The organism is Brevundimonas sp. (assembly GCF_036405315.1).
Lineage (GTDB): Bacteria > Pseudomonadota > Alphaproteobacteria > Caulobacterales > Caulobacteraceae > Brevundimonas.
The window spans coordinates 1-13441 of the sequence record NZ_DASWXW010000075.1 but is presented as its reverse complement, the minus strand read 5'-3'; the positions used below and the strand labels follow the sequence as shown (position 1 = coordinate 13441).

14 protein-coding genes are annotated in these 13441 nt (G+C 69.6%); 8 read left to right on the top strand and 6 right to left on the bottom strand.

Features of this window, described 5'->3' with window-relative positions; genetic code table 11:
* Positions 1-825: phosphohexomutase domain-containing protein (locus VGE49_RS04885; RefSeq protein WP_473964834.1), on the bottom strand; the 825-nt coding region annotated here is incomplete at its 3' end.
* Positions 826-1030: 205 nt separating this feature from the next.
* Between VGE49_RS04885 and gpmA the strand changes: the two genes are divergently transcribed.
* The 3 genes from gpmA to VGE49_RS04870 all read left to right on the top strand — a co-directional run bounded on the left by gpmA (position 1031) and on the right by VGE49_RS04870 (position 3724).
* Entirely contained in the window at positions 1031-1744 is a 714-nt protein-coding gene (gene gpmA / locus VGE49_RS04880; RefSeq protein WP_331033449.1) for a 2,3-diphosphoglycerate-dependent phosphoglycerate mutase, read from the top strand.
* Between the two features lie 41 nt (positions 1745-1785).
* Positions 1786-2385, top strand: coding sequence for a bifunctional diaminohydroxyphosphoribosylaminopyrimidine deaminase/5-amino-6-(5-phosphoribosylamino)uracil reductase RibD (locus VGE49_RS04875; protein WP_331033451.1), 600 nt, complete (start codon positions 1786-1788; stop codon positions 2383-2385).
* 61 nt (positions 2386-2446) lie between these two features.
* Entirely contained in the window at positions 2447-3724 is a 1278-nt protein-coding gene (locus VGE49_RS04870) for a pentapeptide repeat-containing protein (protein ID WP_331033448.1), read from the top strand.
* 63 nt (positions 3725-3787) lie between these two features.
* Here the strand turns inward: VGE49_RS04870 and VGE49_RS04865 are convergent, their stop codons facing one another.
* Positions 3788-4276 (bottom strand): Hsp20 family protein, encoded by a 489-nt coding sequence (locus VGE49_RS04865; RefSeq protein WP_331033447.1) that lies wholly within the window; start codon positions 4274-4276, stop codon positions 3788-3790.
* Between the two features lie 277 nt (positions 4277-4553).
* Between VGE49_RS04865 and VGE49_RS04860 the strand changes: the two genes are divergently transcribed.
* The 3 genes from VGE49_RS04860 (at position 4554) to VGE49_RS04850 (ending at position 7351) form a co-directional block, all read left to right on the top strand.
* A complete protein-coding gene (locus VGE49_RS04860) occupies positions 4554-5351 on the top strand; it encodes a class I SAM-dependent methyltransferase (protein WP_331033446.1) in 798 nt (265 codons plus the stop codon).
* A gap of 78 nt (positions 5352-5429) precedes the next feature.
* Positions 5430-6329 carry a class I SAM-dependent methyltransferase gene (locus VGE49_RS04855; RefSeq protein ID WP_331033445.1) on the top strand — a complete coding sequence of 300 codons (900 nt, stop codon included), beginning with the start codon at positions 5430-5432 and terminating at the stop codon, positions 6327-6329.
* Positions 6326-7351, top strand: a complete 1026-nt coding sequence (locus VGE49_RS04850) for an alpha/beta hydrolase (protein ID WP_331033444.1) — start codon at positions 6326-6328, stop codon at positions 7349-7351. Before VGE49_RS04855 ends, VGE49_RS04850 begins: the two co-directional genes overlap by 4 nt.
* Here VGE49_RS04850 and hisN read toward each other — a convergent pair.
* Together hisN and VGE49_RS04840 are read right to left on the bottom strand one after the other, a co-directional pair.
* Positions 7348-8133, bottom strand: a complete 786-nt coding sequence (gene hisN, locus VGE49_RS04845) for a histidinol-phosphatase (RefSeq protein ID WP_331033443.1) — start codon at positions 8131-8133, stop codon at positions 7348-7350. The genes VGE49_RS04850 and hisN overlap by 4 nt on opposite strands.
* Positions 8134-8173: 40 nt before the next feature.
* Positions 8174-8551 carry a helix-turn-helix domain-containing protein gene (locus tag VGE49_RS04840; RefSeq protein ID WP_331033442.1) on the bottom strand — a complete coding sequence of 126 codons (378 nt, stop codon included), beginning with the start codon at positions 8549-8551 and terminating at the stop codon, positions 8174-8176.
* A gap of 187 nt (positions 8552-8738) precedes the next feature.
* Here VGE49_RS04840 and VGE49_RS04835 point away from each other — a divergent pair, with 187 nt between their 5' ends.
* A complete protein-coding gene (locus tag VGE49_RS04835) occupies positions 8739-8996 on the top strand; it encodes a GlsB/YeaQ/YmgE family stress response membrane protein (protein WP_331033441.1) in 258 nt (85 codons plus the stop codon).
* A 73-nt stretch (positions 8997-9069) separates the two neighbouring features.
* Here VGE49_RS04835 and VGE49_RS04830 read toward each other — a convergent pair whose 3' ends face one another.
* Complete coding sequence (locus VGE49_RS04830) at positions 9070-9477, bottom strand: superoxide dismutase (RefSeq protein WP_331033440.1); 408 nt, start codon at positions 9475-9477, stop codon at positions 9070-9072.
* A 147-nt stretch (positions 9478-9624) separates the two neighbouring features.
* Between VGE49_RS04830 and VGE49_RS04825 the strand changes: the two genes are divergently transcribed.
* Positions 9625-11304: a phosphatidylglycerol lysyltransferase domain-containing protein gene (locus VGE49_RS04825; protein ID WP_331033439.1), complete on the top strand. Its 1680-nt coding sequence runs from the start codon at positions 9625-9627 to the stop codon at positions 11302-11304.
* A gap of 261 nt (positions 11305-11565) precedes the next feature.
* Here VGE49_RS04825 and typA read toward each other — a convergent pair whose 3' ends face one another.
* Complete coding sequence (gene typA / locus VGE49_RS04820; RefSeq protein WP_331033450.1) at positions 11566-13398, bottom strand: translational GTPase TypA; 1833 nt, start codon at positions 13396-13398, stop codon at positions 11566-11568.
* Between the last annotated feature and the right edge of the window lie 43 nt (positions 13399-13441).

Below are 13441 nucleotides of genomic sequence, written 5' to 3'. Positions count from 1 at the left end.
GAAGATCTCCTCGCCGGTGTCGTCCACCACGCCGCAGCGGTCGCCGTCGCCGTCGAAGCCCAGGGCCAGGTCGGCGCCGGTTTCCTTCAGCTTTTGCGCCATCGCCACCAGCATGACGTGGTCTTCCGGGTTCGGATTGTACTTGGGGAAGGTCCAGTCGAGGTCGACATCCATCTCGATCACCTCGGCGCCCATCAGGCGCAGGGCCTCGGGGGCGAAGGCGCCGGCGGTGCCGTTGCCGCAGGCGGCCACGACCTTGAGCGGGCGGGACAGCTTCACCTTGGAGGCGACGTCCTGGATGTATTGCTCGCGGAAGCCCTCGACGCGCTCGACGCGGCCGCCGGGGCGGGCCACGCCCTCGCCGTTGAGGACAATGGCTTTGAGGCGGGTCATTTCGTCGGGGCCGAAGGTCAGGGGCGCCTGGGCGCCCATCTTGACGCCGGTCCAGCCGTTCTCGTTGTGGCTGGCCGTGACCATGGCCACGCAGGGGCAGTCCAGGGCGAACTGGGCGTAGTAGGCCATGGGCGAGAGGCTGAGGCCGATGTCCACCACCTCCATGCCGCCTTCCAGCAGGCCGAGGATCAGGGCCTGCTTCACCGACAGGGAGTAGGAACGGAAGTCGTGGCCGACGGCGATGCGGGGGCGCACGCCGATCTCGTGGACATAGGTGGCCAGGCCCAGGCCCAGAGCCTGGATGCCCAGCAGGTTGATCTCTTTTTCCAGGATCCAGCGCGCGTCGTATTCGCGGAAGCCGGTCGGCTTGACCAGGGGAAGAGTTTCATACTCCGCCGTATTGGGGCGGATGTCCTGGCGCGGTTTCAACATGAGTCTTCCTGGGCGTGCGCGAAATGGGCGGGCGGACCGAACCAGCCGCACCCTGGCGTCGCGGTATAACGGGCGTCCCCCATCAGGCCAACAACGCGCGGCGTCGCTTCGGGCTGCATCGCATCCGGTCCGGCTTCCCGCATCGCAAAACCTTGACCGCCCCCGCGTCCACGGCCTACGCGAAAGGGAAGTTACGGAGACGCCCATGCCCCGCCTGATCCTGTTGCGCCACGGCCAGAGCCAGTGGAACCTGGAGAACCGCTTCACCGGCTGGGTGGACGTCGATCTGACCGCCGAGGGCGAGGCCCAGGCGCGGCGCGGCGGCGAGTTGATCGCCGAGGCGGGGTTCAAGCCCGCCGTCATGTTCACCTCGGTCCTGACGCGGGCCAAACGCACCGGCGCCCTGGCGCTGGGCGCGGCGGGCCTGAAGGACGTGCCGGTGCTCGAGGACTGGCGCCTGAACGAGCGCCACTACGGCGGCCTGACGGGCCTGGACAAGGCCGAGACGGCGGCCAAGCACGGCGAGGATCAGGTCAAGGTCTGGCGCCGCAGCTATGACGTGCCGCCGCCGCCCCTGGCCCCGGGGGGCGAGTTCGATTTCGACGCCGACCCCCGCTACGCCGGCAAGGCCATTCCGGACACCGAGAGCCTGAAGACCACGCTGGACCGGGTTCAGCCCTATTGGGACGCCGAGATCGCGCCGCGCCTGAAGGCGGGCGAGGACGTGCTGATCGCCGCTCACGGCAACTCGCTGCGCGCCATCGTCAAGCTGCTGTTCGCCGTGCCGGACGATCAGATCGTCGGCGTCGAGATCCCCACGGGCAATCCGCTGGAGATCGACCTGGACGCGAACCTGAAGCCGGTCGCCGCCCGTTATCTGGACGACGCCCGGGCGCAGACCCTGCCGGTGATTGCGTGAGCACGTCCGGCAAGGACGCGGCGGGGGACGACGTCGTCCACATGCGCCGCGCCATTGATTTGGCGCTGGCGCGGATGGGCGAGACCTGGCCCAATCCGGCGGTCGGCTGCGTCCTGGTCAAGGACGGGGTCGTTCTGGCCGAAGCCGCCACAGCCCCGGGCGGGCGTCCGCACGCGGAGGAACAGGCCGTGCCCGCGGCCGGCGAGGCCGTGAAGGGCGCGACCGCCTATGTCACGCTGGAGCCCTGCGGCGCCCGGTCGTCGGGCCGCAAGTCCTGCGCCCACTTCCTGGCCGAGGCCGGGGTGAAGCGGGTGGTGATCGCCGCCCTGGACCCCTCGCCCTTCGCCTCGGGCCGGGGCACCGAACGTCTGCGCCAGTCCGGCCTGACGGTCGAGACGGGCCTGCTGGCCGAGGACGCCGCCGTCCTGTGCGAGGGTTTCCTGCATCGGCTCGAGACGGGCCGGCCGTTGGTCCGTGTCAGCGAGGACGGAACGGGCTTCGACGGCCGCTTCGTCGCCGCGCCGCGCGCCGACCTGACGACCGAGCTGAACCGCCTGGGCGAGGCGGGCTACACTCGTCTGTGGACCAACGAGGGCGAACTGGCCGACGCCTTGCGCGAACAGGGGCTGCTCGGCGCCTGATGTGCCGGAAACGTCTGTTTCTGCAAAGCTTCCTTAATGGCCCGTCAGCCATGTTGGCGGCATGAGCGCCGCCGCCGATCCTGTTCGCAAGAAACCGACCCAGGCCGAGGTCGACGCCATCTGCGTCAAGCATGATCGCCTGTGGCAGGCGCGGCCGGGCGGGGCCCGCGCCGTCTTCGCCTGGATGGACCTGTCGGGACTGACGCTGCGGGGGCGCAATCTGGCCGACGCCGATTTCGCGGCCGCGCGTCTGCATAACTGCGACCTGACCGGGGCCAAGCTGGACAACGCCAACTTCTTCGGCGCGGACATGCAGGACATCGTCCTGGTCGACGCCAGCCTGCGCCGGGCCGATCTGCGCGGCGCCTGCCTGCGCGGCGCGGACCTTTCGGGCGCCGACCTGTTCGAGGCCGACCTGCGCGAGGGCACCATCGCCGCGGCGGACGGCAAGCTGGGCTTTCGCGTCATCGAGGCCCAGAAGCGCGCCGACACCCAGGCCCAGGGCGCCAGCCTGGTCGGCGCCAACCTGCAGCGTTCGCGCATGACGGGGATGGTGGCCATCGCCGCCGACTTCACCGACGCCATCATGAAAGACTGCAAGCTGGTTCGGGCCAACCTCAAGCAGGCCAGCTTCCGCGGGGCCGATCTGGCGGGGGCCGACCTGTCGGGCGCGGACCTGTCGGGCGCGGACCTGACCGACGCCATCCTGGTCGGGGTGAAGGCCGCCATGTGGCGCACCGACGGGGCCAATATGGAAGGGGCCCTGACCGACAACCGGCCGGCCGGCGAGCCGGTCAGCCGCATGCCCGCCGCCGAAATGCTGCGCGACCACGCCCAGTGGTGCGAGACGGGCGGGGCCGAGGGCCAGCCCTCCGTGTTCGACGGGGTCGACCTGCGTCCGCTGGAATCCATTCGCGGCCTGAACCTGACGGCCCTGTCGGCCAAGGGCGCGGTCTTCTACGGCCTCGACATGGAAGGGGTTCAGCTGCAGGGCGCCCAGCTGGAAGGCGCGGACCTGCGCTCGGCCAATCTGCGTCGCGCCGATCTGCGCGGGGCGCGGCTGAGCCGGGCCAAGCTGAACGGCTCGGACCTGCGCGAGGCCCAACTGGGGCCGTTGATGCTGGGGCCGGAACGTCTGCTGCCCGCCGATCTGTCGGGCGCCGTCCTGCGCGGGGCCGACCTGTCGGGCGCCGATCTGCGTCGCGCGGTGCTGGCCGGGGCGGATCTGAGCCGCGCTGTCCTGCACGGAGCCCAGACCAAGCAGGCCGACTTCGCCGGGGCCCAGACGGGCGGTGCGCGCGGTCTGGATCCGGCCGATCTCAAGGCCGCCGCCGCGTAAGGCAGGCATGAAAAAGGGGCGACGCGAACGCCGCCCCTTCTCCTTCATTCAGGCGTCGGCCGCTCAGGCGGCCGTCTTCGCCTTGTCCGACTTGCCGGCGGTTTCCCCCTCGATCAGGGGCTTGCCGGTCGCGATCTCGATGCGGCGGGGCTTCAGGGCCTCGGGCAGTTCGCGTTGCAGGTCGATGGTCAGCAGGCCGTTCGACAGGTCGGCGCCCTTGACGACCACATAGTCGGCCAGCTGGAAGCGGCGCTCGAAGTCGCGCTCGGCCAGGCCGCGGTGCAGATAGGTCTTCTGCGGGGCGCTGTCGTCGTTGGCGGCCTTCTTGCCGGTGACGGTCAGCGAGTTTTCCTTGGCCTCGATGTTCAGCTCGTCGGGCGTGAAGCCGGCGACGGCGATCTCGATGCGATAGGCGTTTTCGCCGGTCGTCTCGATATTGTAGGGGGGCCAGCCGTTCTCCTGACTGGAGCGCGCGGCGCTTTCCAGCTGACGGGCCAAGCGGTCGAAACCGACGGCGGAACGGTACAGCGGCGAGAAATCATAGGTACGCATGGGTCATCCTTCTGACATTCAGCAAGGTTGAGCCGCCCGGCGATTTGCCCCGGACGGCGGAGGATTTCAGTCCCGGCGGTCCGCATTCGGCCCCGCCAAGTCCGGAGAGCCCGGGATCGGCGCTCTCGGAGAAACAGGTAGGCGGCGTTTTTCGCTGCGCAAGGGGGGCGCCGGAGGCGTGCGAAATCGTCGCTTGGCCCAATCCGCGTCTTGCTGAGGCCGCGAAGCGCCGTAAGGGTTACGGATTGTTTCTTTCAGGATCGACCGGAGCCACCCCATGCGACCTCTCGTCCTCGCCGTCCTTGCGGCGTCCGCCCTCGCCTCGCCCGCCCTTGCGCAGAGCGCGCCGTCCGAGCCGGCGCTGCCGCATCGCCAGGGCCTGTCGATGGAGATGCCCAAGGTCGAGGAGGACGCCGCGCTTCAGGCCGCCATCGCCTCGCCCACCCGGCCCGAGGCCGACCGCGTTCGCGACAGCCAGCGTCATCCGTTCGAAACCCTGACCTTCTGGGGCCTGCAGCCCGGTCAGACGGTGGTGGAGATCGAGCCGGGCCGCGCCGGCTGGTGGCGCAACATCCTGGAGCCCTACGCGGCGGCGACCGGCGGCCGCTACGTCGCGGTCGGCAAGCCGACCGAGGGCATGGGCGTGGCCGACGGCAGCGCCGACATGGTGGTGGTGGCGCGGGCCTTCCACAACTGGTCCGGCGACGGCCGCACCGATCCCTATCTGGCCGCCTTCTTCAAGGCGCTGAAGCCCGGCGGCGTCCTGGCCGTCGAACAGCACCGCAGCAAGGAGGGGCTGAACGTCGCCGACGTCGCCTCGACCGGCTATGTCCCGGAAAGCTATGTCATCCACGCCGCCCGCCGGGCCGGGTTCGAGCTGGAGGCGCGCAGCGAGCTGAACGCCAACGCCAAGGACGACCGCGACCATCCGTTCGGCGTCTGGACCCTGCCCCCGACCCGCACCTCGCAGAAGGACGGCCGCGTCCTGACCGCCGAGGAACGCGCCGCCTTCGACGCCGTGGGCGAGAGCGACCGTATGACCCTGCGTTTCCGCAAGCCCGAGACCGCCAACTGATGCCGTTTGCGGTTTTGACGCTGGCGCAGAAGCGCCTTAAGCCCGAGAGCGTAGCCCATTGGATGGAAGGAGGCGCGGATGTCTGAGCGATCGACCCGTCGCGCTGTCCTGGCCGGGGCCTGCATGGCCGCCTTCGCCGGTCTGGCCGCCTGCGGCAAGAAGGAAGAGAAGGCGTCGGCCACCACGCCCGCCGCGCCCGCCGGTCCGCCGGAAGGCTCGCTGGAATGGGCGGTGGCCGGCTCCTGGCGAACGGCGGCGGACAAGGCGCGCGACGCCTGGCGCCACCCGATCGAGACCCTGCGTTTCTTCGGCCTGCAGCCCAAGATGACGGTCGTCGACTTCTGGCCCGGCAGCGGCTGGTACATCGAGATTCTGGCTCCCTATCTGAACAAGGGCGGCGGGACGCTCTACTTGGCGGGCTTCGCCGAGGGACCGGCCGCCGATCCGGCCCAGATCGCCATCAACAACGCGCTCAAGGCCAGGCTGGAGGGTGACAAGAAGCTCTATGGCGCCGTCCAGTTCAGCGCCTTCGGCGCGGGCACGGGGCCGGTGGCGCCGGCAGGCACGGCCGACCTGGTGCTGTTCATGCGCTACGTCCACGCCTGGATGGCGGCGGGCATCGCCGAGAAGGCCTTCGCCGACGCCTATGCGGCCCTGCGTCCGGGCGGCGTGCTCGGCGTCGAGCAGCACCGGCTGCAGCCGGACGAGGATCAGGACCCTGCGGCGGCCAACGGCTATGTGCAGGAAGCCTTCGTCAAGCAACTGGCCGCCGAGGCCGGCTTCGTCTTCGTCGAGGCGTCCGAGATCAACGCCAATCCGAAGGACACCAAGGACCATCCCTTCGGCGCCGATACTCTGGCCCCCACGCGCCTGACCGCGCCGGCGGGCCAGCCCGCCGACCCGGCCTTCGACCGCACCAAATACGACGCGATCGGCGAGAGCGATCGCATGACCTTGAAGTTCAGGAAGCCCGAGTGAACCGCGCCACCGCCTTCGCCGCCCATGCGCCCCTGATGGGGGTCCCCGGCGCCGCTTCGCCTCCCGGCGGAGAGGGCGACTGGTTCCGCGGCGCGGGCGGGCTTCGTCTGCGCGCCGCCCTGTGGACGCCGTCGGCGCTGCAGGCCAGGACGCCGCGCGGCACGGTGGTGCTCAGCCCCGGCCGCACCGAGCCGATCGAGAAGTATTTCGAGGTCATCGGCAACTTCCTGGCGCGCGGCTTCTGCGTCCTGGCCCACGACTGGCGCGGCCAGGGCCTGTCGGCGCGGCTGCTGCCCGACCGGTTGCGCGGCCACGCCCGGGCGGTCGAGGAGTTTCTGGACGACTACGCCCGCCTGCTGGACGCCTATGAGGCCAAGGCGCCCAAGCCGTGGATCATGGTGGGCCATTCGATGGGCGGTTGCCTGAACCTGCTGTCGCTGGAGGCGGGCGAGAGCCGCTTCGCCGGCGCCGTCCTGTCCAGCCCCATGCTGCGCATCAAGACCGGCAAGCGGTCGATGTGGTCGGTCAAGCTGGCGGTGCGCTGGAACCTGCGCCACGGCAAGGCGGGCGACTATGTGCTGGACGACGCCGACGACCCCTTCGACCACACCTTCGAGAAGGACGCCCTGACGTCGGACCGCGCGCGCTACGACCTGTGGCGTCAGCAGCTTTACGCCTGCCCGCATCTGGCCATCGGCGGTCCGACCTGGGGTTGGCTGGCCTTCGCCCTGGACGCGGGCGAACGGGCGCTGAAGCCGCGCGCCTTGAAGGCGGTCAAGATCCCCGTCTGCGTGGTTCAGGCGTCGGAGGACGACAAGGTCTGGAAGCAGACCAACCGCTGGGCGGCGCGCCGTCTGGGACGCGGCCGCTACGTCGAGGCGCCGGGCGCCCTGCACGAGGTGATCATGGAGGCGGACCCGCTGCGCGGCGTCTTCCTGGACGAGTTCGACGCCCTGGCCGACTACGTCGCGCCCGCCGAAGGCCAGGCGGCGTCGCCCGCGCCGGAGAAGGGCGCGGCCTAATCCTGGGTCGCGTTCAGCACCGCCAGGGCCTGATCGGTCAGGGCGGCGTCGCCCACCGCCAGGATGCGGCCGTCGCCGTCGGGCGCCTGACCCGACCAGCCGGTGACGCGGCCGCCCGCCGCCTCGATCACCGGGAGCAGGGCCGACCAGTCCCAGACCTTCAGTTCGGTCTCGGCCACCAGGTCGATACGGCCCGCCGCCACCATGGCGTAGGCGTAGCCGTCGCAACCCAGGCGGGCCAGCCGGGCCGAGGCGCGCAGGCGCGTCCACGCCTCGCGATCGGGGCCCACGAAGATGTCCGGGTCGGTCGTGGCGATCAGGGCGTCGGACAGGGCGGGACAGGCGCGGGTCTTCAATGCGGTCTCCGCGCCGCTCCGCAGCAGCCGCGCGCCCGACGGTCCGCCCAGGAACACCTCGCCCAGATAGGGCTGGCCGATGGCGCCGATCACCGGCGCACCTTCGTGGCGCAGGGCGATCAGGGTGGTCCACAGAGGCAGGCCGGCGATGAAGGCGCGGGTGCCGTCGATGGGGTCCAGCACCCAGACGTGGTCGGCGTCCGGGCGGTCCTCGCCGTATTCCTCGCCGATGACGCCGTGGTGCGGATAGCGGGCGGCGATCAGCCGACGGATGGCGGCCTCGGCGGCGCGGTCGGCCTCGGTGACGGGGTCGAAGGCCCCGGACCCGCCCTTGTCCTCCTGGGCGAACTCGCCGCGGAAGAAGGGCAGGGCCGTGCGCGCGGCCTCATGCGACAGTTCTAAGGCGAAGGCTTCCAGTTCAGTCATGGCCGGCGGCATACACCGCCCGTCCCGCCAGGGCGAGGGGTCAGGCGGCTTCGCTGTCCGTGTGCAGCGACCGGGCCAGGTCCAGCAGGCGGCGGCGCGGCCGTTCGTCCAGTTGATAATAGGCCTGGATCAGGTCGAGGGTCTCCTTGCGGGAAAAGCCCTCTGCGACGGGACCCGCGTTCTCGCGGGGGTCCAGCGCCTCGGCCAGGCCGTCGTAGAAGTAGCTGACGGGGGTCTCCAGCGCCTCGGCCAACTCCCACAGGCGAGCGGCGGAGATGCGGTTGGCGCCGCATTCGTATTTCTGAATCTGCTGGAACCGAATGCCGACCTGTACGGCGAGCTGCTGCTGGGTCAGGCCCAGCAGACGGCGGCGGCGGCGCAGGCGACGGCCCAGATGAAGATCAATGTCGGCGGCCATGACGGCCCCTTTCTCTGTCCTACGGGCGCTGTGTCGAAACGACACGGCTCGCCCGTCGCGCCGCAAACGCCGTGCCGTATTCGCCTTTCGGGAGAATAGCGACGCTTGAGCGGCGCACGGAGGCAACCCACGGGCGAGCGGCGCATTAACGCCAAGGCATCAAGCCTGACTGGAAGGGAGCAAGGGAATGAGCGGCTTTGGTTGGATCGCCTGGATCATCATCGGCATCGTGGCCGGTTGGCTGGCGGAAAAGATCATGAAGCGGAACCATGGCCTGTTGACCAATCTGGTGGTCGGCATCCTCGGCGCCCTGATCGGCGGATTCCTGGCCAATAATCTGCTGAACGTCGATGCGGCTGGAAACTGGATCGTCGGCATCGTCGTCGCCACCATCGGCGCGGTGGTGCTGCTGTTCCTGCTGGGGCTGGTCAAGAAGCGCGCCTGAGCGCGCGTCCGCGAGCCATGCAAAAAGGGGCGGCCCGCCGGGCCGCCCCTTTCCTTTAAGGCGTCGCGCCGGATCAGGCGCTCGGTTCGCCCGCCGTCGACGGGGTCGCCTCGGTCGGGGCTTCGTCGGCGATGGCGGCGGCGGCCTGGAAGTCGGACAGGCTGGCGTTGACGACGATGTCGGCGCCGTCCTGACGGATGCCGGCCACCGGCACCGCACGGACCGCGCCGTCGGCACCGCGCACGGTCAGTTCTTGGCCCGAAGCGCCGTTCTGGGCGCCGACCAGCTTGCCGAGCTCGGCGCCGTTGGCGCTCTTGACCACGGCGCCGGGCGTCAGGGTCAGGCTTTGGGGCTGGGCTGCAGCCGCCTCAGCGGGGGCCGGTTCGGGCGTCTGCGGCGTCGTGGCCTCCTGGGCGAGCACAGGGGCGGCGAAGAGGAGGGCGCCGGCGAAGCCGGTCAGCAGGGCGGTCTTGCGGATCATGGGATCACTCCGATTGGGCGAGTCTGGCGCTCGCGAAAAGGTGAACTCGCTGCGTTTCAGATTGTTTCGGCCGTCCTGAAATGACCTTTTCTGCGCCGCAAACGGCCGATTCTTGCTCTATGAGGGGCGGCGACACCGAGAGGGCGAATGACAGCGACGAAGCGGCCGGGTGGCCAGGGCCGGGGTGGACTGGCGCGCATACTCCAGCGTCTGGGCGGGCTGGCCTATGAGCTGACGCCGCAGATCTTCGCCGTGGCCTCGTTCGGTCTGGGCGCCGTCATGTTGCTGTCGGCGGTGACGCCGGCCTTCAGCGGACGCTTGCAGGCGCTCGACCGGCTGTCGGCGCCCATCCTGATCGACCTGTCCCATTTCGCCGCCAGCGTGACCGGCTTCCTGCTGCTGCTGGTCTCGGCAGGTCTGTGGCGGCGCCGGCGCGGCGCCTATTACGCCGCCCTGTTCGGCCTGATGCTGGGGGCGGTCTTCTCCCTGATGAAGGGTCTGGATTGGGAGGAGGCGGCCGAGTTGACCCTGGCGGCCGCCCTTCTGCTGCCCTGCCGGGCCGCCTTCAACCGGCGTTCGCGGCTGGGCGAGCCGCTGCGGCCGGGCTGGCTGCTGATGGTGGCGGCTGCGGTCGTGTCCATGCTGTGGCTGGGTTTCTTCGTCTATCGCGACACGGCCTATACCGACGAGCTGTGGTGGACCTTCCTGACCGACAAGCAGGCCTCGGGCTTCCTGCGGGCGGGGGCCGTGCTGGCGGTCCTGACCTTGGCGGTGGCGGTGCGCTCGCTGATGAGCGCGCCGGGCGCGCGCAGCCACGGTCCGGCGGGTCCGGCCGAGATCGAACAGGCCCGTCGCGCCCTGGCCGAGGCGGACACGGCGAGCCCCGAGGCCAACCTGGCCCTGCTGGGCGACAAGGCCATGCTGTTCAGCCCGTCGGGGCGCAGTTTCATCGCCTATCGCGTGCGTGGTCGGCGCTGGATCGCCATGGGCGAACCGGCGGGGCTGAAGAGCGAACGACTGGAGCTGTTGTGGGCCTTCGCCGAGATGGCCGACAGCTACGGCGGGGCGCCGGTCTTCTACTCGGTCGGCGAGGGGATGCTGGCCGATCTGGCCACCCTGGGCCTGGCCGTCCGCAAGGTAGGCGAGGCGGCGGTGATCGACGCCGAGCATTTCTCGACCGAGGGCAAGGGCAAGCAGAACCTGCGCACCGCCGTGAACCGGGCCGAGCGCGAAGGCGCGACTTTCGAGGTCCTGGCGCCCGGCGGCGCGCGTCCGTGGGCGGCCGAACTGCGCGCGGTGTCCGACGCCTGGCTGGATCACCACAACGGATCGGAAAAGGCCTTCTCTCTCGGTCGGTTCGACATCGACTATCTGGATCGTTCGCCGGTCGCGGTGGCCCGCGAGGGCGGACGCATCGTCGCCTTCGCCAACCTGCTGACGGGCGCGCGCGGCGAGGAGGCGATGATCGACCTAATGCGTCACGATCCGGACGGGCCGCACGGGATCATGGACTATCTGTTCACCCGCACCGCCCAGTGGGCGCGTAGTGAGGGCTTCCAGCGCCTCGATCTGGGCATGGCGCCCCTGTCGGGGCTGGAGGACCGGCGGCTGGCCCCCGTCTTCGCCCGCGTCGGCGCCTTGGTCTTCGAGGAGGGTGGCGCGGTCTACGGCTTCCAGGGCCTGCGCGCCTACAAGGGCAAGTTCGGCCCGGCGTGGCGGCCGAAGTTCATCGCCGCCTCGACCACGACCCCGCTGGCCCTGGCCCTGCTGGACGTAGCCCTGCTGACCAGCGGCGGCTGGCTGGGGCTGCTGGGGGTTAGGAAGTAGGGGCTCGCCGCGACGCTCGCCGTCATCCCGGACAACCTGCAAAGGTCGATCCGGGACCGTAGGGCGCGGGACCGTCGTGTGCTGGGCGGTCCCGGCTCTTCGCTGCGCTGCGGCCAGGATGACGGTCCCAAACCGGGCTTCAAGCGACCGCGTTGGGGTAGGTCGCAGCAAACCGGCCTCAAGCAGCCCGAAGGGCGGTAGGCCGCAAAAAAGAAGGCGACCCTCGCGGATCGCCTTCTTCGTTTGGTCTGACCGTCAGCCTCAGTCGGGGCGGACGCGCTTCTTGCGGAACGAGGGGTTCAGCACCTGCTTGCGCAGGCGGATCGACTTGGGCGTGACCTCGACCAGTTCATCTTCCTCGATGTAGGCGATGGCCTGCTCCAGCGACATCTGGCGCGGCGGGGTCAGGCGAACCGACTCGTCCTTGCCGGCGGCGCGGACGTTGGTCAGTTGTTTGCCTTTGATCGGGTTGACGTCCAGGTCGTCCCAGCGGCTGTTCTCGCCGATGATCATGCCCTGATAGGTCTTTTCGCCCGCGCCGACGAACATCACGCCGCGCTCTTCCAGATTCCACAGCGCATAGGCCGCCGTCTCGCCGTCGGAGTTGGACACCAGCACGCCCTTCAGGCGGCCTTCGATGGCGCCCTTGTGCGGCTCGTAGTGCGAGAAGACGCGGTTCAGCACGCCCGAACCGCGCGTGTCGGTCAGGAACTCGCCCTGATAGCCGATCAGCGAACGCGACGGGCACTTCAGCTGGATGCGGGTCTTGCCGGCGCCCGACGGACCCATGTCGGTCATTTCGGCCTTACGGGCCGACAGCTTCTCGATGACGATGCCCGAGAACTCGTCGTCGACGTCGACCATGACGTCTTCGATCGGCTCCAGCTTCTCGCCGTTCTCGCCGGTCTGGAAGACCACGCGCGGACGCGAGATCGAGACCTCGAAGCCTTCGCGGCGCATGTTTTCGATCAGAACGCCCAGCTGCAGTTCGCCGCGGCCGGCGACTTCATAGGCGTCGCCGCCTTCGGTCGTGGTGACGCGGATGGCGACGTTGGCTTCGGCTTCCTTCAGCAGGCGGTCGCGGATGACGCGCGACTGGACCTTGTCGCCTTCGCGGCCGGCCAGGGGGCTGTCGTTGACCGAGACGGTCATCGAGATGGTCGGCGGGTCGATCGGTTGCGCCGGCAGGGCGTCCATGACTTCCATCGCGCACAGGGTGTCGGCCACGGTGGCCTTGGACATGCCGGCGATGGCGACGATGTCGCCCGCTTCCGAACCCTCGTCCAGGGGCTGACGCTTCAGGCCGCGGAAGGCCAGAACCTTGGTGATGCGGCCGCGCTCGATTTCCTTGCCTTCACGGTCCAGGGCGTGGATGGCCATGCCGGGAACGGCCTTGCCGCTCTGGATGCGGCCGGTCAGCAGGCGGCCCAGGAAGGGATCGCTTTCGATCAGGACGTTCAGCATCTGGAACGGCTTGTCGCGGTTTTCCTGAACCTTGGGCGCCGGGACGTGATCGACGATCAGGTCGAACAGCGGGGCCAGGTTGTCATTGGGAGTGTTCAGGTCCAGCGTCGCCCAGCCGTTGCGGCCCGAGGCGTAGATGTGCGGGAAGTCCAGCTGTTCGTCGGTCGCGCCGATGGCGGCGAACAGGTCGAAGGTCTCGTTGTGGACGCGGTCCGGGTCGGCGTGGGCGCGGTCGACCTTGTTGATGCACAGGATGGGCTTCAGGCCCATCTTCAGCGCCTTGGTCAGCACGAACTTGGTCTGGGGCATGACGCCCTCTTCGGCGTCGACCAGGATGACGCAGCCGTCCACCATGCCCAGGATGCGCTCGACTTCGCCGCCGAAGTCGGCGTGGCCGGGGGTGTCGATGATGTTGATGCGGGTTTCACCGGCCTTGCCGTTCCAGAGCACCGAGGTGCACTTGGCCAGGATGGTGATGCCGCGCTCTTTTTCCTGGTCGCCGGAGTCCATGGCGCGCTCGGTCGTCGCCTCATTGGCTCGGAAGACGCCGGACTGAGCCAGCAGCTGGTCAACCATGGTGGTCTTGCCGTGGTCAACGTGGGCGATGATAGCGACGTTACGAAGGTTCATTTCGGGCTCGGGCGGACTGTGTTCGGCCACGGAAGTCCGGGCC